This window comes from Bhargavaea beijingensis (assembly GCF_900101985.1).
Lineage (GTDB): Bacteria > Bacillota > Bacilli > Bacillales_A > Planococcaceae > Bhargavaea > Bhargavaea beijingensis.
The window spans coordinates 259,492-281,762 of sequence record NZ_FNAR01000001.1 but is presented as its reverse complement, the minus strand read 5'-3'; the positions used below and the strand labels follow the sequence as shown (position 1 = coordinate 281,762).

Annotated in this window: 26 protein-coding genes; 8 read left to right on the top strand and 18 right to left on the bottom strand. The window is 56.1% G+C overall.

The window, feature by feature from the left end; translation table 11 throughout:
- Position 1: 1 nt before the first annotated feature.
- Together BLT01_RS01545 and BLT01_RS01540 are read right to left on the bottom strand one after the other, a co-directional pair.
- Positions 2-1,102 carry a metallophosphoesterase family protein gene (locus BLT01_RS01545; RefSeq protein ID WP_092093687.1) on the bottom strand — a complete coding sequence of 367 codons (1,101 nt, stop codon included), beginning with the start codon at positions 1,100-1,102 and terminating at the stop codon, positions 2-4.
- A 197-nt stretch (positions 1,103-1,299) separates the two neighbouring features.
- Positions 1,300-2,286 (bottom strand): NAD(P)H-quinone oxidoreductase, encoded by a 987-nt coding sequence (locus BLT01_RS01540; RefSeq protein ID WP_092093683.1) that lies wholly within the window; start codon positions 2,284-2,286, stop codon positions 1,300-1,302.
- Positions 2,287-2,470: 184 nt separating this feature from the next.
- On the opposite strand from BLT01_RS01540, the gene BLT01_RS01535 reads away from it, so the two are divergent.
- Positions 2,471-3,037 carry a hypothetical protein gene (locus BLT01_RS01535; protein WP_092093678.1) on the top strand — a complete coding sequence of 189 codons (567 nt, stop codon included), beginning with the start codon at positions 2,471-2,473 and terminating at the stop codon, positions 3,035-3,037.
- Between the two features lie 166 nt (positions 3,038-3,203).
- Here the strand turns inward: BLT01_RS01535 and BLT01_RS01530 are convergent, their stop codons facing one another.
- The 3 genes from BLT01_RS01530 to BLT01_RS01520 are packed head-to-tail and all read right to left on the bottom strand — an operon-like array spanning position 3,204 to position 4,453.
- Positions 3,204-3,680 (bottom strand): DinB family protein, encoded by a 477-nt coding sequence (locus BLT01_RS01530; protein ID WP_092093675.1) that lies wholly within the window; start codon positions 3,678-3,680, stop codon positions 3,204-3,206.
- A 58-nt stretch (positions 3,681-3,738) separates the two neighbouring features.
- The gene (locus BLT01_RS01525; RefSeq protein ID WP_092093672.1) at positions 3,739-3,948 is read right to left on the bottom strand and encodes a helix-turn-helix domain-containing protein; all 210 of its coding nucleotides are present in this window, start codon (positions 3,946-3,948) and stop codon (positions 3,739-3,741) included.
- 13 nt (positions 3,949-3,961) lie between these two features.
- Positions 3,962-4,453 (bottom strand): DUF2975 domain-containing protein, encoded by a 492-nt coding sequence (locus BLT01_RS01520; protein ID WP_092093668.1) that lies wholly within the window; start codon positions 4,451-4,453, stop codon positions 3,962-3,964.
- Between the two features lie 300 nt (positions 4,454-4,753).
- On the opposite strand from BLT01_RS01520, the gene BLT01_RS01515 reads away from it, so the two are divergent.
- Both BLT01_RS01515 and BLT01_RS01510 read left to right on the top strand, forming a co-directional pair.
- The gene (locus BLT01_RS01515) at positions 4,754-5,506 is read left to right on the top strand and encodes a class I SAM-dependent methyltransferase (RefSeq protein WP_176764983.1); all 753 of its coding nucleotides are present in this window, start codon (positions 4,754-4,756) and stop codon (positions 5,504-5,506) included.
- On the top strand, positions 5,503-5,871 hold the full coding sequence (locus tag BLT01_RS01510) for a hypothetical protein (protein WP_092093661.1): 369 nt from the start codon (positions 5,503-5,505) through the stop codon (positions 5,869-5,871). The genes BLT01_RS01515 and BLT01_RS01510 overlap by 4 nt, the downstream gene beginning before the upstream one ends.
- 185 nt (positions 5,872-6,056) lie before the next feature.
- Here the strand turns inward: BLT01_RS01510 and uvsE are convergent, their stop codons facing one another.
- The 3 genes from uvsE to BLT01_RS01495 all read right to left on the bottom strand — a co-directional run bounded on the left by uvsE (position 6,057) and on the right by BLT01_RS01495 (position 8,280).
- Positions 6,057-6,950, bottom strand: a complete 894-nt coding sequence (uvsE, locus tag BLT01_RS01505; RefSeq protein ID WP_092093657.1) for a UV DNA damage repair endonuclease UvsE — start codon at positions 6,948-6,950, stop codon at positions 6,057-6,059.
- 213 nt (positions 6,951-7,163) lie between these two features.
- Positions 7,164-7,598 carry an OsmC family protein gene (locus tag BLT01_RS01500; RefSeq protein WP_092093654.1) on the bottom strand — a complete coding sequence of 145 codons (435 nt, stop codon included), beginning with the start codon at positions 7,596-7,598 and terminating at the stop codon, positions 7,164-7,166.
- 16 nt (positions 7,599-7,614) lie between these two features.
- A complete protein-coding gene (locus BLT01_RS01495; protein WP_092093651.1) occupies positions 7,615-8,280 on the bottom strand; it encodes a carboxymuconolactone decarboxylase family protein in 666 nt (221 codons plus the stop codon).
- Positions 8,281-8,413: 133 nt separating this feature from the next.
- Here BLT01_RS01495 and BLT01_RS01490 point away from each other — a divergent pair, with 133 nt between their 5' ends.
- From BLT01_RS01490 to BLT01_RS01480, 3 genes are all read left to right on the top strand, one after another.
- Entirely contained in the window at positions 8,414-8,986 is a 573-nt protein-coding gene (locus BLT01_RS01490; RefSeq protein ID WP_092093647.1) for a TetR/AcrR family transcriptional regulator, read from the top strand.
- Positions 8,987-9,081: 95 nt separating this feature from the next.
- A complete protein-coding gene (locus BLT01_RS01485; RefSeq protein WP_092093642.1) occupies positions 9,082-9,522 on the top strand; it encodes a YtoQ family protein in 441 nt (146 codons plus the stop codon).
- A gap of 1 nt (position 9,523) precedes the next feature.
- A complete protein-coding gene (locus BLT01_RS01480; protein ID WP_092093638.1) occupies positions 9,524-10,027 on the top strand; it encodes a GNAT family N-acetyltransferase in 504 nt (167 codons plus the stop codon).
- Between the two features lie 223 nt (positions 10,028-10,250).
- Here BLT01_RS01480 and BLT01_RS01475 read toward each other — a convergent pair whose 3' ends face one another.
- On the bottom strand, positions 10,251-10,661 hold the full coding sequence (locus BLT01_RS01475) for an HIT family protein (RefSeq protein ID WP_092093634.1): 411 nt from the start codon (positions 10,659-10,661) through the stop codon (positions 10,251-10,253).
- Between the two features lie 162 nt (positions 10,662-10,823).
- Here BLT01_RS01475 and BLT01_RS01470 point away from each other — a divergent pair, with 162 nt between their 5' ends.
- Positions 10,824-11,309, top strand: coding sequence for a hypothetical protein (locus tag BLT01_RS01470; protein ID WP_092093631.1), 486 nt, complete (start codon positions 10,824-10,826; stop codon positions 11,307-11,309).
- On the opposite strand, the gene BLT01_RS01465 is transcribed toward BLT01_RS01470, so the two are convergent.
- A complete protein-coding gene (locus BLT01_RS01465) occupies positions 11,298-11,918 on the bottom strand; it encodes an HAD family hydrolase (protein ID WP_092093628.1) in 621 nt (206 codons plus the stop codon). The two genes, BLT01_RS01470 and BLT01_RS01465, sit on opposite strands and share 12 nt — an antisense overlap.
- A gap of 13 nt (positions 11,919-11,931) precedes the next feature.
- Positions 11,932-12,786, bottom strand: coding sequence for a DUF4037 domain-containing protein (locus BLT01_RS01460; protein ID WP_092093624.1), 855 nt, complete (start codon positions 12,784-12,786; stop codon positions 11,932-11,934).
- 107 nt (positions 12,787-12,893) lie between these two features.
- Between BLT01_RS01460 and BLT01_RS01455 the strand changes: the two genes are divergently transcribed.
- On the top strand, positions 12,894-13,313 hold the full coding sequence (locus BLT01_RS01455) for a hypothetical protein (RefSeq protein WP_092093925.1): 420 nt from the start codon (positions 12,894-12,896) through the stop codon (positions 13,311-13,313).
- Here the strand turns inward: BLT01_RS01455 and BLT01_RS01450 are convergent.
- The 7 genes from BLT01_RS01450 to glmM all read right to left on the bottom strand — a co-directional run bounded on the left by BLT01_RS01450 (position 13,297) and on the right by glmM (position 22,243).
- Positions 13,297-13,707 carry a VOC family protein gene (locus tag BLT01_RS01450; protein ID WP_092093620.1) on the bottom strand — a complete coding sequence of 137 codons (411 nt, stop codon included), beginning with the start codon at positions 13,705-13,707 and terminating at the stop codon, positions 13,297-13,299. The genes BLT01_RS01455 and BLT01_RS01450 overlap by 17 nt on opposite strands.
- A gap of 106 nt (positions 13,708-13,813) precedes the next feature.
- Positions 13,814-16,906, bottom strand: coding sequence for an MMPL family transporter (locus BLT01_RS01445; protein WP_092093615.1), 3,093 nt, complete (start codon positions 16,904-16,906; stop codon positions 13,814-13,816).
- Between the two features lie 101 nt (positions 16,907-17,007).
- Positions 17,008-17,574, bottom strand: coding sequence for a TetR/AcrR family transcriptional regulator (locus BLT01_RS01440; protein WP_092093611.1), 567 nt, complete (start codon positions 17,572-17,574; stop codon positions 17,008-17,010).
- Between the two features lie 273 nt (positions 17,575-17,847).
- A complete protein-coding gene (locus tag BLT01_RS01435) occupies positions 17,848-18,765 on the bottom strand; it encodes a pseudouridine-5'-phosphate glycosidase (RefSeq protein ID WP_092093606.1) in 918 nt (305 codons plus the stop codon).
- On the bottom strand, positions 18,762-19,856 hold the full coding sequence (locus tag BLT01_RS01430) for a carbohydrate kinase (RefSeq protein ID WP_092093600.1): 1,095 nt from the start codon (positions 19,854-19,856) through the stop codon (positions 18,762-18,764). Before BLT01_RS01430 ends, BLT01_RS01435 begins: the two co-directional genes overlap by 4 nt.
- A 164-nt stretch (positions 19,857-20,020) precedes the next feature.
- Positions 20,021-20,776: a hypothetical protein gene (locus tag BLT01_RS01425; RefSeq protein WP_092093597.1), complete on the bottom strand. Its 756-nt coding sequence runs from the start codon at positions 20,774-20,776 to the stop codon at positions 20,021-20,023.
- 114 nt (positions 20,777-20,890) lie between these two features.
- Entirely contained in the window at positions 20,891-22,243 is a 1,353-nt protein-coding gene (glmM, locus tag BLT01_RS01420) for a phosphoglucosamine mutase (RefSeq protein ID WP_092093594.1), read from the bottom strand.
- Positions 22,244-22,271: the final 28 nt, after the last annotated feature.

Here is a 22,271-nt window from a genome sequence, read left to right as displayed (position 1 = left end):
TTTATTGAATCCCATAGTCCTTCGCGAAGACCATCTTCGTGTCGACCAGGATCCCTTCTGCATTTTCATCCAGGTTGAAGATGCGGGCGCCGCGGAGGCGGTCGTTTTCTTCGCCACCGAGGCCGTATGTGCCGAAACCGGCGTTGCCCGCGTAACCGAGTTGGATGCCGTAGTAGTTGCCGACGTAGGTGTTGATGTGGTCATGGCCTGAGAAGACGCCCTGTACGTCGCCGCGCTCAAGCATGGCGGCGAACATGCCGCTGTTAACCGGCCCGGTGCAGACGCATTCGTTTTTCTCGCCGACGATGCTGTGCTTTTCAACGGCTTTCTGGTGGCTTTCTTCCGTCCGCTCGAATGGGCTGGCGTACCACATGAATTCAAATTCCGGGAGCGGGATGTGCATGAAGGCGAGGGACGGGACTTTGTGTCCGTTTGTCTGCTCCAGCTTTTTCGACGTCTCGTCGTACCACTGGACCTGGTCCTGGCCGAGCCACTCATATTGCTGGTAGCCTTCGAAATCCTGCCCTGCAATTTCGTCCGGCGCATAGCGGCCGCTGTCGAACAGCCAGACGTTAAATGCCGTCTCCGTATTCTTGGAGTTCTCGATCCCGATCGATGCGTTGCCGGTCCCCGTGACTCCGCTCGGGCCCGGCTTGTTCACGTTGTGTTCGTACGACATGTAGACATCCAGCAGATCCGCTTCGGTCATGCCGGTCTTCGGCGTGTGGTCTTCATCATGGTTGCCGAAGGTCACCGCCCAGTGGACGCCCCGCTCTTCCATCGGCTTCGCGATGTTTTCGATGGCCTGTTTGACCTCTTCTTTCGTGTCGAGGTCCCCGTTCATCATGTCCCCGTTAAGGATGGCCAGATCCGGCTTTTCTTCATCCAAAACCGTGTTCATCAATTCGATGGTCCGGGGATCGATTTCCTCGTCGTCTTGGATATCGTTGAACTGGACAATCTTATAGTTGCCGTCAGTGTTGAACTTCAGCTTTTGGTTTTCGTTCGTTTTCCCCTTGACGGAAGGGTTGAGGAAACTTGTCGTCATCAAAACGACAGCACAAGCGATGACGATGATGCCGGCCAGCGATTTCCATTTCATGATCAGACCCTCTTTCCTATGTATATCATGTTGTGCAGGCTTGCTTCCGGTCCACCGTTCTTCCGTGATCCGGCATGCCTACGTGCCTTAGTATAGGCGGGGTCTGTTGAGACATTGTTAACGGGGGATAAACAATTGTTAAGTGTGATGCGAGAAAAAACCGCCGGGGTCGCCGGCGGCTTGGTGATCTGCTTTTATCAAATCTGGTCCTTTATCTCGAGGATGATCTTCCCGATATTGCGGTTCTCTTCCATGTGCTGCTGGGCGTTTCTGACCTTCTCCAAAGGGAATTTAGTGTCAATGACGGGCACGATCTCTTTCCGTTCAAAGTAAGGCGTTACGTTTTCGGCAAATTCATGAGTCAGGCGGGCTTTGTATTCGTCACTTCTCGGGGTCAGTAATGTCCCGGTTAATTGGATACACTTCGACATCAGACTAAATAGGTTCACCTTCTCCAGTTCGCTTCCGCCAAGTATTCCGATCAGCACCCATCGGCCTTCTTTCCTGATGCTTGCTAAATTTTTCTCCCAATAATCGGCACCGATGAAATCTAAAATCAAATCGGCCCCTTTGCCGTCTGTTGCTTTAAGCACTTCTTCGTCAAACGACTGTTCCTTGTAATTGATCAGGACATCGGCCCCGAGTTCCCGGCAAAAATCAAGCTTTCTTTCAGAGCCGGCAGTGACAATCACCTTGGCATCACAAAGCTTTTTGGCCAACTGAATGGCTGCGGTTCCAACGCCGCTTGCCCCTGCATGGATCAGCACGGTTTCCTGTTTTTGAAGTTTGCCTATCCAAAATAGCGTTTGATAGGCCGTCAGGAACACTTCAGGAATCGCTGCCGCTTCTTCAATCGATAACGACTCGGGGATTTTCATCGCCCGATCGGCCGGCATGACCGCAAACTCGGCGTAACCGCCGCCATTGACCAGCCCCATCACCCGATCTCCGGAAGAAAAAGAATGGTCACCATTTGCATCAACGACGGTTCCGGCAATTTCCACGCCTAAAATCGGATTTTCCGCATACCCGACTTTCCCTTCACGGGTAATGATATCTGTGCGATTCACCGCGGCTGCGTTGACTCTGACAAGCAGTTCCCCTTTTTTCGGTTCAGGGGCCGCCACTTCAACAAACTCCAATTGCTCCGGGCCGCCCGGTTTTTTCACAGTGACTGCTTTCATGACTAACACTTCCTTTTTGATATTAACTGCTTCTCATCATGATTATAAACGGTATGACGTTATTTAAGGAAAAGCATTCCCCAAATGGCATTCTTGTACTAGGGGCATCCATGCCGCCATGTATAATCCCCCGCCGAATCTCCCACACTAGGTTCATCTCAGAATCTATTGGAGGCGATCCGACATGACCATCCAACTGCCGCCGATCCGGAAGGCTGCCGTCTATATCCGCTCGACCTACTGGGGGCGCTCGCCGCTCCATGCCTCAGCCGACGACAACGGGGAACTTCTCTTGCGCATGGTCGAGGGGCGCTGCGACTATGACCTGTTTTACGAAGCGAGCAGCTACAAGCGCAACGAAGCCGCGATGGAACTGTTGCGCTGGGCCGACATGGGTGAATTCGATGCCATCGTCACGCGGCACGTCCACTCGTTCGGCCTCGCCATCAAGTTCGACTGGGACACGATGATGGGGCTGATGATGGCGCGGGGCATCGCGCTGGTCACGCCCGAAAAGGTGTATTCACGGGAGAACCGGAATGACATGACGTACCTTGAGTTCATGATGCGCGCGCTCCGGGATGAATACGAAATCAAGTTCGGAGCCGACTGGGACCGCGTGAAGATGAGCTACCGGCTCAGGAAGACTCCGATTGAGCTGATGAGCCTGTATGAGCGGCCTGCGTCTGCGCAGGTGATCGAGTTTCCGCGGGTGTCCGGGCGGGAACAATTGCCCGGAGAATCGTCTTAAATATTGGTTTCGCCATTCGGGTGTGCAGTTTCGCCATTCGGGTGTGCAGTTTCGTCATTCGTGTGCGCAGTTTCGTCATTCGCGGCGCCGGTTTCGTCATTCGACCTCAATCGCATCTAAAAGGGACCATCGGCAATCGATGGTCCCTTTCCTTCTACATTCACTTCTAATTGGAGAAGTGCGTCTTTAATAATCGTCCTACATAATGTGCAGAAACAGGAGCAAGATCCAGTTCCCTCGCCCAGACCGAGAGCTGGCCGATGTGGTGGATCTCATGTGCAATGAGGTGGTGCATGACTTCATCCACTGTGTATTCCTCCTCATCCCACGGGACCCGTACTACTTTCTCATTCCGCCCTTCTCCATACCCCTTCAGAAATTCAGTGACCTCACCTCTGCACCGGTCAGAAAGGGACCGTACCTTCTCAAGCGTATCGTAGTCGGCATAGCCGAACACGATATCTTCTTTGCCCTGAATTCCGCGGATCCAACTGTATTCGACGTCAATGATATGAAACAACGTTTTTAAGATGCTGCCTACCCCACCGGTCCTGGGGCCGACCAGCTCTTCTTCAGGCAGCCGGCTGCACCAGGCAAACCATTCGTCTCTAACCTGCCAGTTGTATTCAAAGAAAGGGATCATGCGGACACGCTCCTGTTTTTAATCTGATTGTGACATACACATTCGCCCCTGCTGCAGGCTATTCCTCTTCCCGGTACTCCAGGATATCCCCCGGCTGGCAATCGAGCGCTTTGCAGATGGCTTCGAGTGTCGAGAAGCGGACGGCCTTGGCTTTTCCGTTTTTCAGAATGGATAGGTTGGCCATCGTGATGCCGACTTTTTCGGAGAGTTCGGTGACGCTCATCTTGCGCTTGGCGAGCATGACATCGAGATTGATGATGATTGGCATTTGGCTCCCCCTCTCAGACCGTCAGTTCGTTTTCTTGTTTCATGTCAATCGCCTGTTTCAGCAGCCGCTGGAGCACTGCTGCGAAGACGGCAATCACGAGTGATGCGCCGACGATGACCAGCCCGAGCAGGACAAGGCCCGGAGCGTCATCCCATTCCGCGATCATGAAGATGAACGGCAGCGCAGCCACATACAGAGCGCTGATCGTGACCGCGCAGTTGCGGATTATCTTGAGCGACGCGACCGAGAGTTCAGAGAACGCCTCGTTGCGGTCGATATAGCCAAGAAGCTTCAGCGCCTGGTAAAGGGCCATGTAGAACGGAATGGCCGAAATGTACATGATGGCCAGCAGGCCGAGGACAATTCCAGGCAACTGCATCCCTTCGCCGATATACCCCATTGCTTCCAGGACAATCTTCGGAAGGATCAGTACCGCAATCAGGAGCACCGGGATGCCCATCACGATGACCGCGAGCTTCAGAAGCAAAGTAGAACCTTTTTTCATACACGTGCACCTCGTTTCTTATTTTCCGCCGGATGGCGATGGCATCATCGTAATGATTTGATTATAAATAAATAAATATCGAATATCAATAAACAATGAATGTAAATCGAAAAAATTCGTTCTTGAGCAGGCCACCATCGGAGAAATGAAAGATCAATAAGATCCCGCGAAAGATCATTAACATCTCTCGAAAGATCACTACCGCCAATTTTTCCTGACCCGTGGAGTGAATTGATGTCCATATTCACTTTTATTCACAGTATAATGGAAATATCAGGAGGGATATGGGGGAGGGATTTCATGAAGACAACTGATAACCTGGAAAAGTATGAGGACCCGCTCCAGTATGACAGGCAGTACGGCGGTTACGACGCAGATATCCGGTTCATCCTCGGGAACCTGCCCCCTGCCGGCTCAACGGTCATCGACCTTGCATGCGGCACGGGGAGGATCACGCTACCGCTGGCAGAGGCCGGTAATGAGGTGACCGGCGTCGACCTGCATGACGGGATGCTTGCGCGTGCCCGGGAGAAAGCGGCGCAACAAGGGCTTTCCGTCCGCTTCTTCCGGCAGGACTGCCGGGCGCTGGATCTCCCGTTTACCGCCCCTCTCATCGTCATGGCGGGCAACTCGTTCCAGCATTTCCTGACGAATAAGGACCAGGACCGGATGCTGGAGAGTGTGAGGCGGCATATTGAGCCGGGCGGCCGTTTTATCTTCGACGCGCGGAATCCCGTGCTCTCGGAACTGGCCGAACCGGACCGGTATGAAGAGATTGTGGAGTCCGGCGGGCGCAAAATCCGCGAGGTGCATACCGAGACGTATGATCCCGTCACGCAGATCCTTCATTGCTGGACGGAGAAGTTCACCGAAGATGGCACACCGCTCGGTCGGGACGGCCTCTCGCTCCGCTATACGTATCCGCGCGAACTGGAACGGCTCCTCAGGCAGCATGGCTTTCAAATGGAGCAGATGTATGGTGACTGGAGCGGTCGTCCCTTTGAGGCTGAAAGCGGACAGTTCGTGTGTATCTGTAAGAGGGAAAAGCAATGATCATCACCGTCAGACAATGGAAAATCACCTTTGAGCTTCTTTTTTACCTGTCGGTAATCATCGCAATTGTTTCGGTGTTTGAACGTACTTCAGAAATTGAAGCCCTTATTGTACTGATTGCCATTGGCATTATCCGGGTGATTTTTAACATGACGATTGGAAAAGACCTCGAGACTGTCTTTGACCACAAAGCCTTCAAGTTCCTGGACACCGTCTTGACGGCTGCATTATTGGTCGGGGTGTACTGGAACTCCCGAGATGTCGGCATACTTATATCGACCGGAATCACCGCGATTCTCAGTCTATTCGCTTTTATATTTAGTTTATTAAAGCGGAATAATCCGGACGCCGAGGATACATTTTAAGTGAATCCTCATCCTGAAGACAGGCAGTTCAGTCCTCTTTTTCCGGCTCGACTATTCATCCAAAAACAAAGGGGCCATCCGTTGCGGACTGTCCCTTTGTTGATCATCCAACTCTTTCGCCGAAAGTACACTGAAGCGTCGTGAAAGAACGCAAAGCCTCCCGACTCCGATGTCTTTCGCCCCGCTCACGGCTGGTCCACCCCCCGCTCCTTCAGCATCCCGATCACGCCGAGCGCGGCCTGTTCCTTCATCTTCGCCTCGACCATGATGTCGACGTCTTTTCCGCCCAGTTCCGCAAGCAGCCAGTCGAGATCCTCCGGAACAATGTAGTTATGATGGGGGCGGTCATCGGGACGGTCGCGGCCCGAGCTGATGTGGACCTTGGGGATGCCGACCGGCGCCCACGTTTTCCAGACGCGCTGGAGAAGCTCGTCCAGCGGTGTGTCCGCCGGATGGCAGCGGTGGTGGTGGATGTCGAAGCAGGCCGGAATGCCGGTTGCTTCGCATACATGCAGCACGTCCGCCAGATTATAGGTACGGTCGTCATTCTCGTACCGCAGTTTCGTGCGGATCCAGTCCGGGAGCCGCTCCGTCTCCTCGATCAGGCGCCCGAGCGCGGCTTCGGGGTCGCCGTACTTCCCTCCGAGGTGGAGGATCATGTCCTCCGCTCCGGTCAGGTCCATGAGCGTTGCGTGGTGCGCGAGGTCCTCATGCGTCTTCCTGACGACTTCGGGGTTGGGCGAATTCAAAACCGAATATTGGCCTGGATGCATGGAGAGGCGGAGATCATATTTGTTGCGGAGGGCTTTGATCTCCCCGCAGATTTCCTTCACGTCGGGGTCGTTCGCCCAGTCCCACGTGTTCACCGGGTGCGTCGCAAGCACGATCAGGTCGCTGCTCAGCCGGTAGAAGCCGATTCCATGGACGACGTTCCACCCGATGATTTTCTTTGTATGGCGCAGGTTCGCGAGCGTCAGCTCTTTGAGAATGCTTTCGCCCTCCTTTTCCACCGTCGCCACCCGGCACGTGCGAAAACCTCCTTTTAACGTGGTATTGATGCAGGCATAGCCGACTTTCATGATTTCTTCCTCCCGTCCGGTCCTTTGTCTCTTGAGTCTCTTTACCCCATCGTCCATAGTTTACCGGAGCTTGGCAAAACTTATCTCATATGTCCGCCGGCCCGGATCTTGGAAATGGAACAAGAGCCTTTCCGGCAAATTCGCCGGAAAGGCTCTTGTGATCATGCCATATGGTGGTTACTCGAGCCCAACGGACTTGCTGAGGCCGAGATCTTACCTGTTTAAGACAAGCCCCCTGATGTCAATCTCCGCACCGGCTTTTTCCAGGAGATTCCCGACGGTACATGCCTTGTCTGCCAATTCCATCGCTTTTTCTGCAGCTTGGCGCTGTTCTTCCGTCGCATCGGCGGAAAGGGCGATTTGCGGAACATGCGTGATTTTCATGCCTTCTTTGGATGCCTCGATTTCGGAATCCATCGTGACGTCTTCAACCGGAAGCTTCCGGTTTTCGAGGATCGACGTCAGCGTCGCAATATAGCAGGTCGCGGCTGCCGAAACAAGCAGCTCCATCGGCTCCGACCCTTCCCCGCTGCCTTTATAAGACCGGGGGATGGCCAATTCCGTCTTTAGATATTCGCCTTCCAATTTACCGCTTCCTGCCACTCCGCCAGTCCAAACAATCTTGATCTCTTTTTTTCCCATTGCCATTTCCTTCTACCTCCAGTTAGTTGGTTAGTGTGCCCTGACCGGCCTTCTCAGGCTCAAACTGAATCATGGGCGATTGCATGCGTTTCAGAATGAATGCATGGATGGCTGCCGCCGGCAAAAACGGAACCGCGCTGATCAGCATGCCGGCCTCATAAATGAAGCTGAACCCTTTTACAGGCCTGCCTTTTATCCGGCTTTTCAATGCGCTCATGGCCAGTCCGTAGATGTTCCCGGCCATGATCAGCCGGGTCGCGCCCAATATGCCCAATGCCGTTTGCTCACCGTAGGCCGCCAGAATCCGATTCCACGATTCCTCTGTCGGGTTTCCTTTTGTGTCGGCATAATGCTGCGCAAACAGGATGGCGAGCATTTCGTCCTCGGGAATATCGCTTGCCGTCCCGCTTAGGAGCCCTTTGATCTCCTTTTCATCCATGCCCTGCTCCAGTGCGATTTTTGTATGGGCATATGAGCAGACTTCACATCCGTTCACTTCCGTGACAGCCAGCATGATCCGCTCGACAAAGTGATTGGACAGCTGACCGCTTTTCTTGCCCATCCTTAAATCCTTGAAAGTGTGCAACCCTTTATAGAGCGCACGATAAAATTCTCTTATGGTGTACTTTTTCTTGAATAGAACTTGTTCGATCAGATACACCTCCTGTTCCGGCTTCCAATAAAACATGTATTGTTTAATCAACACATGTTGTATAAACTAATTGTAAGAAGATAGGTCTGGCTTTACAATCGTTAAAACCGACGGAGTGTTGCTTAAACAACACTTCGGCGAAGTTGTTTATGAATGGGAGGAATGTCAAATGGTCCATCTGCAAGAAGACCCGCGAATCGTCAGGACCCGGTCACTCATCATCGAGGCCTTTCTTGAACTCGTTCAGGAAAAAGATTTTGAAGCCATTTCCGTAAAAGACATTACCGAACGCGCGACCATCAACCGGGCGACCTTTTACCGGCACTTTCCGGATAAATACCTGTTGCTTGAGCACATTCTGGATCAAATGATGGAGAACAAAGGGTTTGAAAAACTAAAGGAGCAGCCCTCGCTCGATGAAGCCGCATTCCGATTGCTCCTCGACTGCTTTTACAAATTAATCGAAGCCCTGAAAGTTGCCTTCGGCCGAAATTACCCAACCGTCACCCTGTTGATGGAACGGATGATCAAAGACAAACTGATCACGATCATCAGCACATTCATTCCATTGGAGCATACCGACCAGAAAAAAATCGTCGCCACCATGCTGGTCATGTCCATCCACAGCGCCACCTGCTATTGGATCAGCGGAAATAAATCCATCCCGCAAGAGAAATTCATTGATACCGTCCTTCCTTTCCTCATGGGAGCGGTGAGCGGGATTTCACCGGTTGGAAAGTGACGGGGGGTGCTTCCTGTAGCCGGCTCCAATTTAGCATTCGCCCGGCCACTCGTGATACAATAAAGCAGACTGAATTTTCTGCGGAGGGGATAATCATGCGTTTGACTGTTTATTTGGCTGGAGAGATCCACTCATCCTGGCGCGATGAAATCAAAGAGAAGGCGGCTGCGCTGAAACTGCCGGTCGACTTTGTCGGTCCCCAGGAGGACCACGACCGCTCCGACAACATCGGTGAAGAGATCATCGGCGAACAGCCGGGTCCGTTCTACAAAGACTGGGCAGCATCGAGCTTCAACAACCTGCGCACAGAGGTGCTCATGCAGAAGGCCGATCTTGTCATCGCGCTGTTCGGCGAGAAATACAAGCAGTGGAACACCGCGATGGATGCAAGCGCCGCCGTCGCACTCGGCAAGCCGCTCATCCTCATCCGACCGGAACAGCACATCCACGCGCTGAAGGAACTTTCCCGCAAGGCGAGCGCCACCGTGGAAAACTGCGACCAGGCGATCAAGGCGCTCAAGTATATCTTTGACTGATATGAGCAGGAATGTACGTGAGGCCGTCCCGTCTGATGCGGACGGCCTTTTAAAAGCGATGGCCAGCGCGGAAGACTCCGGCATGATGCTGTTCGGCCCGGGCGAGCGCCGGCTGACGATGGAACAGGCGGAGCGGATGATCGGGAACTTCCGGGAGGATCCCGCATCCGCCCTGTTCGTCGCGGAAGGCACGGGCGGCATCGCCGGCTACCTGATTGCACGTGGAGAAGGTACCGGCCGGACCCGCCACCGAGCCTATGTCGTCATCGGTGTCCATCACCGCGCCCGCGGCAAAGGCACCGGCACGGCGCTTTTCCGCCAGCTTGACGGATGGGCCCGTGAACGCGGGCTCCGCCGCCTGGAGCTGACCGTGATTGCTGAAAACATGTCCGCCGTCGCCCTTTACCGGAAGATGGGATTTGACGTCGAAGGCGTGAAGCGGGATTCGCTCGTCATCGACGGCCGTTACGCGGATGAATACTACATGGCGAAGATTTTGGAATGACGAAGCCGTCCGGCGGGAGCCGGGCGGCTTCGTTAATGGGGACAGTATCTGGTTTCGTCATTCCTGCTGTGGGTTTCGTCATTCGGGACGGCAGTTTCGGCATTCGCCATGGGGACGGGCGCGAATGACGAAACTAATCGACCCAATGACGAGACTGAACCGATGAATGACGAAACCGATCGCTCGAATGACGAAACCGGCAGGCGGACCATGAAACAATCGGTCATTCCGCCATCGTTTCCCTGATCTTCACTCCCAACGAACCGAAATCAATCGAAGATACGTCGGTCTCCGGCTCCGTCCAGCCGAAGCCGTCTCCTCTGTACCGAGGGAAAACATGCAGGTGATAATGTTCCACGTCCTTGAACGCCCCGTTGTTTTGCATGACGGTGATGCCGTCTGTCCTGAAGGTGGATTCAAGGGCGCCGGCAACTTTCTGTGCGGCAAGGATCACTGCCTGCAGGCTTTCCGGTTCCACGTCGGTGAACTCTGCCGCATGATGCTTCGGCACCACCAGGACATGCCCAGGGTTGATCGGAAACTTATCCAGGAAACAGCAGATGAGGTCGTTCTCATAGACGATATGCGCCTCGGCTTTTCGATTGATGATGTCACAAAAGATGCAGGACGGCATGGTCTTTTTCCCCTTTCACATTTAGCCGCGTCCCGACTGACGCGGATACACTGATCACTACTTCGACACACTCCCGCCCCCTTTCGACGCACTCCCTTCCCTCTCCCGTTTGCTTCGACCCCCTAATCCTGTACAATTGGTGAAAGATGGGAGGTGATCGGAATGAAGCAGAAGTGGATGTGGCACGGCATAAGGGCGGGACTTCTCAGCGGCATCCTGCTCGGGGCCTTTCTCTGGGCAGTCGAGGAGCAGAGCGGCCGGAGGGTGTATACGCTCCTCATGAATGTCGATTATATTCCGGTCGTGAACGCGGTCACCTATCCCGCTCCGGTTGAATTCCTTTTCCACCTGGTCGTCTCGGTCACCCTTGCAGTGATCCTTTTATGGCTGATCAGGCGGATGCGCATGCTCGGCTCCCGCGTAATCGTCTGGCTCGTCACCGTGAACACGCTGGTCGGTGTCCTGATCTGGCCGGTCACTTCCTTGTCCGGCCGCACGCCGGCAGCCGCCGACTGGGTGTCGCTCGCCTGGTGGCTCGCGGGACATGCGCTGTACGGAGCCGTCCTTGGTTGGCTCTTCAGGAAAGAAGAGGAATATGGAGATGAAGATTACCCATTGGACAATGACAGGATCCGCTCATCCCAGTAGACGGATCAAATCCTGGGGTTTCTTAAAGCGGTGTTTTGCGGAAATCCGCTCCGGTTGTCTGCATCCCCACACCGCCAAGCCGAAGTCGATTCCCGCGTCTCTTGCACACTCATAGTCGTAAACCGTGTCCCCTATGTAGATGGAGGTTTCCGGGTCGGCGCCTGAAACCTCTAGAAACTTCAATAAGGGCTCCGGGTTGGGTTTGTGTTTTACCGTGTCGTCGGCACAGACGGTGTATGTCATATATCCCGATAATCCGAACGGCTCAAAGTCACTGATTAATTCCTCGTTTGTCTTGGACGTCACGATGCCTTGAACCAACTCCAGGCTTTTCAAGGTCTCGAGCAATTCCTTCATGCCGTCAAATACCTTGATCTCATGAAAGAAGTCATTCATGTACTGATTCCAGCGCCCGTTTGCTTGATCGATATCCTGGATCCCGAGCTTGGGCAATGAACGGGAGCCCGGAATTCCAAGAACAAACGTCAACTCTTCGGGCGGCACGTGTTTTCCATAGTCTTCCTTCAGCATTTTCTGGAGCGAGCCCAAGACAGCTTTTTCCGTGTCAATCAATGTCCCATCAACGTCAAAAATAATGGTGTTATACATCCTATCCCACTCCTCATCTATCCGACTTAAACGGACTCTCGGAAAACCTCTCCGGCAGCGGCTGGTCCACGCCGCAGCGCGCGGATTCGGTATCGAGGTCCGGATATTGCGCCTCCACAAGCTCCAGCGTTTCTTCGAGCACTTCCTGCATTCTTCCGGCAGCTTTAGCCGGAGGTTCCCTGTATATCTCCCTCAGCCGCCATTCCAGGTTTTCCGGCTTGGCCGGCAGTTCATGGAGCCGTTTGAACATCCATTTATAGGTCGGGAAATAGGAGCCGTTCAGCGCGAGCAGGACGATGAAGAGGCTGGACTGAATATTGCTGAGGATATTATAAAAAGCTGCCGGGTTGTTGCGGCGGGCCGCAAATTGAAGCTGTCGCAGGCGGAAGTGCGGCAGGTATTCGTCCAGAAAGCGCCGGGCCAGTTTTTCCGGGTACTCCGAGGCCCTCCCTTGCCATTCCCGGACGAGTTCCTCGCCGTACAGCGGGATGCCGGTTCGTACCGTGTCGGCCACATTGTTGTCATTCAGATCCGTGGTGAAGTCCTTCAGCACCCGGTCCAGGACGCCCTCTTCCCCGGACACCGATTGATGCCTCAGGCCCACCGGGAATCCGTTCATCACAAGGGCGCTCTCATGCCCGCGGCCGATCTCCGGACAGGATGCCCCCAGTTCCCGCGCGATCGCACGCTTTTCCTCCGCCCCGGGCGGCCGGTCCCAGTAGGCGATCAGCTCCAGGCCCGAATACACATCCGAGTAGCCCCGCGCTGCGGAGCCGGCCGCCATGACCGCCCGGATGCCATCCACCCCTTTCAGCTTCTCCGCGAGCATGCGGGCGGCGTCAAGCCGCCATTTTGTCTGATGGTCCATCCTCCCCGCTCCCTTCCTGATTGACTTTCACTTTTCACTTCGATGCTGTTTGTCCGTCCCGCACCGGGGAATAGAACACTATTCCTAAAGTGCGGGGTGGACAGATGATGAAGAAGGTCGGAAAACTTGCCCTCATCGGTTTTATCGCAGGTCTGGTGCTGATTGCGGTCATGAAAGTCATCCAATGGGTGACCGGGAGCCCGGCGTATGTGCTTTTGTTCAACTTTGACTACATCCCGGTCGTGAACAGCTGGGAGCCGGTGTGGCTCGTCGGGCTCGCGTTCCATACCCTCACTTGCGTCGCGAGTGCGGTCGTGCTGTATTACCTGCTGAGGCCGTTCGGGATGGAAAAGCAGATTTTGCCGTATGTCGCGGTCTACTCCATCGGCGGCGGGCTCTTGTTTTCGCTGACCGCCCTGTCCGAGCAGCCGCCCGACTTCTCGGACGGCGAGGCGTGGATCTGGTGGACGCTCGGCCATGCCGTGTTCGGCTGGGTGGTCGGCGGCCTCATCAGACGCTGGATCTGACATAGACAGGGCTCAGCTCACTCCACACATCGAACCGGTTGCCGTCCGGATCGGCAAACACGAAGTTCCGCCCGGCGTGGCCCCTGTCTTCAATGTCACCGATGCGGATTCCCTGATCCGAGAATTCCGCATGGAGAGCCTCAAGCGCATCAAAGCCGTCCACTTCGAAGGTTAACGAAAACCGCTCCTCCCCATGACGATCAACGAAATTCGAGTGCTCGCCTTCCGCCGCTTTCACCAGAAAAAAGCTTATCCCCGCTAAATTGACAATCGCTTTGTCCTCGTCCCGGTAACTGACTTCCGCTCCCAACTGATCCGCATACCATCCTGCAGACCGTGCCACATCCGTCACCGGAATGTAGACGGTTCCGACCCTCAGCAGCTTTCCGCTCATCTCGATCCCCCCAAGAACGTTATTCCTTACCATTCTCTTTCCCGTTTCCATTCTCCTTCAGACAGCAAAAGCCTCCAAACCGCAAACGGTTCGGAGGCTTCCATGATCAATTTTCTTTTTTCGTCCTGTTCGACAGCGCGATCAGTGCCGGAAGCAGGCTCGGCATCATGACAAAGGCCAAGAGGACGAGCCCGATGATGACGACGATCGCCACCTGGATAAGTGTCAGGATGCCGGACGGGATCAGCGCGGCGAAGGTGCCGCCGAGGATGATCGCGGCCGAGATGACGACGCTGCCCATATGGCGGGCGGCGTCAACGATCGCCTGCTTCGGATGGCCGCCGGTTTCCTTGTAGCGCATCATGAGGAAAATGCTGTAGTCGACTCCGAGCGCCACGATCATGATGAAGCTGAAGAACGGCACGTTCCAGCCGAGTTCGGTCATTCCGAGGAACCAGCCGCTCAGCAGTTCGGTGACGCCGAGTGCCGTGAAGTAAGACAGGACGAGCGAGAGGATGATGAAGATCGGCTGGTACACGGACCGTGTGATGAAAATCAGCACAATCGCGATGCCGACCAGCATGATCGCCGCCGTCCGGCTAAAGTCGCCTGCCGACATTTCCTGAAGGTCCGCGTTCTGCGACGACTTGCCGCCGACGGCCAGCTCCGCATCCGCCAGGTCCGTCCCCTTCACCGCGGACTGCGCCTGGTCCCGGACTTCCTGCACGACCTCCATCGCTTCCGCCGAGAACGGATTGACGTCAAGGATGACCGTCATCTTCGCCGTTTTCCGGTCGGGGGACATGTACATGTCAAGCGCCTGCTGGAAGTCCTCGCCTTCCAGGACGTCTTCCGGAACATAGAACGTACCGGAAGCTTCGGAGTCGCTCAGGCCGCCGAGGTAGCTTTGGGCTTCTTCCAGCCCTTCGCTGACCTGTCCGAGGCCTTCGGTGCTTGCGGCGAGTCCGGACTGGAGCTTGCCCATCTTCTCCTGAAGGTCAGAAAGGCCCGCCATCAGCTGCCGCTGGCCGTCATTGACCGTGTCCAGACCGGTCGCGAGGCCGCCGGATTCCTGACGGATGCGCCCGGCGCCGGTTGCCCCCTCATTCAGGCCCGATTCCAGTTCGGAAGCGCCCGTCTGGAGCTGGCCGACCCCTGTCTGCAGGGCAGCCAGGCCGTCTTCCACGGACTGGAGCGAGGCGTTCGCTTCACGGAACTTCGCCAGCACACCCTCATACTGAGGCGCCATCTGCTCAAGCTGCGCGGCCAGGCCGTTCAGCTGTTCCTGAGCCGCCTTGGCCGTTCCGAGCGCCTGCCGGACATTCGGATCCTGCGCCATGTCCGGATTGCTTTCGATCAGTGCGGTGAGCGAGGCCTCGATCTGGCCGAACGCTCCCCGGGCGCCGGCCACTGCCTCGCGGATGCTGTTAAAGGACTGCGTGAACGAGCCGAGGCCCGATTCGATCGCCGTGTACCCGTCATGAAGGTCGGCGACGCCATTTTGGAGGGTGCGGACGTTTTCATTGACCGTGGCAAGGCCCTGCCGGATCTCTCCGGCTCCGGCCGCCCCGTTTTGCATGCCCGCCGTCACTTGGCCGAGCGCGTCCTGGAGCGACGCGGCTCCCCTTCTCAGCTCGCCCGTACCGTCGATCAGGCGCTGGACGTTGGACAGGTCGGTGCTGCTTCCGCTGCCGACCTGCCCTTCCGCATCAGAAAGGCCGCCCCGGATCTCCTCGACACCCGATTTCGCATCGCCAAGTCCATTGTTCAGCGTTTTCGACTGGTCATCGATATACAATTCCCCGATGCGTTCACCGGCCGGCCGTGTTGGGGACAGCACCTTGGAGACGCCGTCCACCTTGCTGATCTTGCCGGCCAGCTCATCCAATGTCTTGAGCGCTTCCTGCGAATCCATCGGCTCATCCGTCTGGATCATGACGGCCGCGGGAGAAGCAAAGCCCGGTTCAAAATGCTTTTCGATCACGTTGATGCCCTGCTTGGACTCGTATTTATCGTCCACTTCGTACAGGTCATTGTAGTTCAGCCCGCCGTCATGCAGGAGGATGAACGGCACGCAAATCGCGAGCGTGAACAGCAGCGCGAGAAACGGCCGGAGCACCGACTGCCCGGACAGGAAATGCCAGAGCTTGCTGTCGCCGTGGCCCTCGAATTTCTTCGACGGCCAGAACATCTTCTTGCCGAGCAGAGCCATGAAAAACGGGTTCAGCGTCATGAGGACAAGCAGCAGCACCGCGACGCCGATACCGATCGCAGACGTCGACTGGTACAGCGAAAACTCGGCAAGCGCAAGCACCGCCACGCCGATCATGACCGCCACGCCGCTGTAGAGCACCGTCTTCCCTGCGGTCCTGTACGTTTCAAGAAGGGCGGCGACTTTGCTTTCCTGGCGGCTCAATTCTTCCTTGAAGCGGGTAAACAGCAGGATGTTATAGTCTGTCCCGATCCCGAACAGGATCACGACAAGGAACACCTGCGTGAAGTTGGAAAACGGGAAGTCCAGCTTGTCGACCAACTGCGTGACAACGCCGAGCGAGACCAGGTACGACACCCCGACGCCGAGCAGCGAGATGAACGGCACGACCGGCGAGCGGAACACCGCGATCAGGATCAGGACGATAAAGACGACCGCAATCAGCTCGGTCTTTTTCACGCCGTCCTGCGTCGAGCTCGAGAAGTCATCGGTGATCAGCCCCGCGCCCGTCAAGTATGTGTCGATGCCTTCCGCCTGCACCGCTTCCCGGATGTCTTCCCGGACATCCTTCAGCTCGCCCTGCTTCTCGTCGACCGAAATCTGGGCAAGATAAGTCGTCCCGTCTTCGGACGCCAGCTGGGCTTCCGCCTCTTCGCTGTCAAATGGCGTAAGGAGGTCTTTAATGCCGAGTTTTTCCCGGTCCTTTTCCATCCTGTCGATGACGGATCGGATCTCTTCCTTTTGTGCATCAGTCAGTTCTTTCTGATTGCCGCTGTTAAAGACGGCGATCAGCTCATACCGGTCCCCGTCGCCGCTCAGGTCTTTCGCCATCTCATCGGCGACAACGCTCTGGAACGAGTCGGGAATCGTAATCTGCCCTTTTTCCCGGACCAGTTGTTCCATGTCCGGCATCGTGACGACGGCCAGCACCGCGGCCGCCAGCCAGAGTACGAGCGCTGCAATTCTGGATGTCTTCGTTTTCATCATAGGATCACCTTTCATTATCTAACATAGGGGAATGAATATTCATTCCGTATCGTGCAGATCGGTGGAATGAATGTTCATTCCATCTCCGCCAGACCAGGCCGTCAATCCGCGCTGACGGCGTCCCAGCAACTTTCCTCGATACCGGCAAGCAATTCATCAGACGGTTCAAGCGTCCCGTCTTCGAACATCCGCGACAAGTGGAAAACCGTCCCGTAGACAATTGCGATAAACGCCTGTGCAGGCAGCCCACGCAGCAGCCCCGCTTTTTTCCCCTCATCGAGGTGCCGCTCGATAAAGTCCATAAACCCTTCGAAATCCGACTTGCTGACTTCATCCAGGAAGTAGGCATTCGCCGCCGCATTGATAAACCGGAACGCTTCCGGATTTTCACGGGAATAGCGGACCAGCCGGTAAAACACATGCCGGAATCTCTTCCGGAAATCGTTCTGCTCCGGGAAGCCTTCATGGAGCGTTGCCGCAAACCGGGCGACGGATCCGCGGAACAGCTCGTTCACCAGCATCTGCTTGTTTTCAAAGTAACGGTAGATCGTTCCCGCGCCCACCCTCGCTTCCTCTGCGATCATCGGCACCGTCGTCCCGTCATATCCCCGCTCCGCAAACAGCTTCTGCGCGGCCATCAGTATATTTTCATGCTTATTATCCGCCACAAGACCCCTCCTGTTCTCCCGGTTACGACCCCCGGAATGAACGTTCATTCCTTAATTATAATCAGATGACCCTTGATTGCAACTGTGAAAATATGTTTCCGATCATAACAACCATTAGGCCAAAGCAAGTTTACCACCGCCGCCAACATTGATCGAACCCTTCCTGGGATATATCCAGCACTTCCCAACGCATATCGAGCGCTTTGCCAAATATATCGAGCACTTCCATTCTCAATCCAAAAAGCCGCCCATCACAGGCGGCTTTTCAATCCATCACTGATTTAATTCATTAAATGCAACCGCGATCTCCGTCCCGACCTTCGCGTTGTGCTTTACAAGCGCGATGTTGGCGACGAGGCTCTTGCCTTCGGTGAGTTCTTTTACTTTGCCGAGCAGGAACGGAGTCGTCTCCTTGCCGGAGATGCCGTTGGTTTCCGCTTCCTTCAGGGCATTCCCGATGATGCCGTTGATGAACTCCGCATCGAGCTCATCCTCTTCCGGAATCGGGTTCGCGATGACCGCTCCGCCCTCAAGCCCGAGGTCCCATTTCGCTTTCAGCATGCCCGCCACTTCTTCCGCGCTGTCGGAACGGAAGTTGACCGGGAAGCCGCTTTTGCGGGTGAAGAACGCCGGGAGTTCGTCCGTGCCGTAGCCGACAACCGGAACGCCTTTTGTCTCGAGGTATTCAAGCGTGAGGCCAAGGTCAAGAATCGACTTCGCGCCCGCGCAAATTACGGCGACGTTTGTCTTGCCGAGTTCCTCGAGGTCCGCAGAAATGTCCATCGTGGTCTCCGCGCCGCGGTGGACACCGCCGATGCCGCCGGTCACGAACACCCGGATGCCGGCAAGGTCCGCGCAGATCATCGTCGCGGCAACCGTCGTCGCGCCGAGCTGCTTCGTCGCAAGCAGGTAGCCGATGTCACGGCGGGATGCTTTTGCGACGTTGTCCGCGTTGCCGAACATTTCAAGCTCGTCATCAGACAGGCCGACCTTGATCTTGCCGTCGATCAGCGCCATCGTCGCGGGTACCGCGCCGCCGTCACGGACGATCTGCTCGACTTCGCGGGCGGTCTGGACGTTTTGCGGGTACGGCATGCCGTGGGAGATGATGGTCGACTCAAGCGCCACAATCGGCTTGCCCGCTTCCATCGCTTCTTGGACTTCCTTGGAAAATTCGAGATATTGTTTCATCGGAGTTCCTCCATTTCAGTTTTAAGTTGTTCTGCAGAAAGCTCCGGGCGCACGGTCGCGCCGGAAGCCAATGTTTTTGCCGCGTTCACCAGCCCGCAGCGAATCTTGTCATCAAAGCCGAATCCGGACAGGTGCCCGTGGAGCACGCCGGAGACGAACGCATCGCCCGCACCCGTCACGTCTTCCACATGGACGCCGCCGATCGCCGCGTAGTGGCGGATCCCGTCGGCGTTCCCCGCCATGACACCCCTGGAACCGGACGTCACGACCACGTTTTCGGCCCCTTTGTCCAATAAAAGCCGGACCGCTTTTCTCCAGGAAGCGTCGTCTTCCACTTGGATGCCGGTATAGGTTTCCGCCTCGTCGCGGTTGCAGATCAGCCAGGTGACCCCTTCGAGATCATCCGGCATCCGGTCCATCTTCGGCGAAGAGACGGGAACGATTGCGAGCTCCTTCCCGCTCCTTTGGATGAGCTCCTTGATGTGGACGACTGTCTCCTTCGGACAGTTCAGGTCAACAACGGCAAGCGCCGCATTCATCAGGAGCGGTGCATGGGTATCGATGTACTGCGGGGTCAGGTCTTCGTAGACTTCCATGTCGGCCATCGCGACGACCATCTCCCCATCCGGGTCCAGCACGGCGGAATAAGAGCCGGTCGTTTTCTCCGGGAGCAGCGCAGCATGAGACAGGTCGATGTGGCCCGCACTTTCCTGCTCGATCTGAAACCAGTCGCTGTCGTTGCCCGCGACTGTCAGGAGACTGACGGGATGTCCCATCCGGCCGATATTTTCCGCCACATTCCGCGCAACCCCTCCGACCGACGCAGTCACCGAAGCCGGGTTTGATGTCCCGGACTGCGCAGGCGCCTTTAAATGGAACTTGCGGTCGAGGTTCGCCCCGCCAATGGCCACGACGCGGTTTTCCTCGGCGAGGATGTAGGCGCGTCCCCTGATCACGCCCCGCCGCATCAGCCCGGAGATCAGATTGGCCAGCGCAGGTCTCGAAATGCCGAGCGATTCCGCCATTTCCTGCTGGGTCAGGAACGGGTTCCTGCGGAGCATCTCCAAAATGGCCGCCTCCTTCTCATTCATCCGGCGCCACCCCTCTCGGTTATATTTGTTTATATCTTAAACTTTTGTAAAGAGGTAGTCAAGTGTTTGTTTTTTAAACATTTGTTTATAGCTCAACAGCCTTTATCATCTTTCTCTTAATATGCATGAAAAAACCGTCCGCTCGTGCAATCGGACGGTTTCCTTTATTCATTCATCTTGGCCACGATGTCGATCAGCTCCAGCGGCTTTCCGAAATGCACGGAATACACGATGGTTTCCGCCTGCCACTGGATAGAGTTCGCCGATGCGCCGGTTCCAGAGATATCGAACGTTCCGGCCCCGACTTCCTGCGGCGGCGGGAGCATCTGTTTCTCAAGCTTCTCCGCCATCTCTTTTGCCTGCGCCTTCATCTCTTCGCCCGTGCCTTCGCCGTCCGTCCGGTGTACCGAGAACGACCAGTTCCCTTCGTGCCACACGAGGCGGCGCAAGTTCCCGTCACCTGCTTCCATGTAGCCGGTGATGCCGTGTCCGAGATCCGCCGGCTGTCCGGTTTTCATGTCCGGTTCGTAGCTGACGCCGGCTCTAGCCCCTTTTGCAGAGTCATGGACGATGGCGGCCGCGATCAGATAAGGGGCTTCCTTTTCAAGCTCCGGGTCATTCAGCGGGACCGGCTGATCCGTCAGGTAATAAGCCACTTCATAGCCATCGGCATCCGCGGCCACCTTGGCAGCCAAATACCGGTCCCCGGTCTCCAGATCCCGGGGAAGCTTCGGCTCCGCACCCGATTTCTGCACGACGGCCTCCCACACTTCCGCCAGCACTTCCTGCTTAACTTGAGAAGGCTCACCCTGTTTGTGTGTTTCCCCCGACACTTCAGGCTCCTCCACGTCCGACTGCCCGCACGCCCCGAATATCAGCAACAGTGCCGCGGGGAATGCGAGCCAGCTGATCCGCGCCATCTGCCATCTCTCCTTCCCGGAAATCCACTTCTTATCATCTTATTTACCCGCTCCGCCCCGAATTAAAAAAAAGATCCGCCCGGTTTAGCTCCCGGGCGGATCTGGCTCATTCAATTAAGCTTCCGTGCCCATTTCGGCGCGGACCACATCGGCGATGCGGTTGACGTAGCGGGAGGCCTCCGCCTCGCTTTGCGCTTCGACCATGACGCGCACGAGCGGCTCGGTTCCCGAAGGACGGACGAGGACACGGCCGTTGCCCGCCATGTCTTTTTCGACTTCCGAGATGACGGCGGCGACTTTGGCATTGTCCGTGACTGCATGCTTGTCGGTGACCCGGACGTTAACGAGTTCCTGCGGGAACATCTGGACGTCCGATGCAAGATCGGACAGCGTGCGGCCGGTCATCTTCAGGACGTTCACGAGCTGCAGCGCGGTCAGCAGGCCGTCGCCGGTCGTGTTGTAATCCAGCATGATGATGTGGCCGGACTGCTCACCGCCGAGATTGTAGTCATTCTTCTTCATCTCTTCGACGACGTAGCGGTCGCCGACGGCAGTTTTCACGCTTTCCAGGCCGTAGTCGCCGATCGCTTTGTAGAAACCGAGGTTGCTCATGATCGTGGAGACGACTGTATTCTTGTCCAGGCGGCCTTCCTCTTTCAGATGGCGCGCCAGGATGAACAGGATCTGGTCACCATTGACGATCTTGCCGTTTTCATCGACTGCGATCAGGCGGTCGCCGTCACCGTCGAAGGCGAGGCCGATATCGGCACCTTTGTCCACGACAAATTTCGCGAGCACTTCAGGGTGGGTCGAGCCGCAGCCATCGTTGATGTTCAGGCCGTTCGGCGAAGAGCCCATCGACGAGATATCCGCATCCAGGTCGGCGAACAGATGCGTCGCGAGGGACGATGTCGCCCCGTGCGCGCAGTCAAGCGCGACATGGATGCCGGTGAAGTCCTCATCGACCGTCTGCTTGAGATACTGGATGTACTTCTGCCCGCCCTCCTTGTAATCGGTGACCGTGCCGAGATGGGCACCGGTCGGGCGCGGCAGTTCATCGGTTTCCTTGTCCAGAAGCTCTTCGATCTCCGCTTCCTGCTCATCGCTGAGCTTGTAGCCGTCACCGCCGAAGAACTTGATGCCGTTGTCTTCCACCGGGTTGTGTGATGCGGAAATCATGACGCCCGCATCCGCGCTCATCGCACGGGTCAGGTAGGCGACGCCCGGCGTGCTGATGACGCCGAGCAGCATGACATCCGCCCCGGTCGACAAAAGTCCCGCGACAAGGGCGTTTTCGAGCATATGACCGGAGACGCGCGTGTCGCGTCCGATCAGGACCTGGGGCTTGCCAGATGCATGTTTCGTGAGGATATATCCGCCGTAGCGGCCGAGCTTAAATGCGAGTTCCGGTGTCAGCCCAACATTTGCGACACCGCGCACCCCGTCTGTTCCGAAGTATTTTCCCATCGTGACTCTCTCCTTCACTGTTGACGTT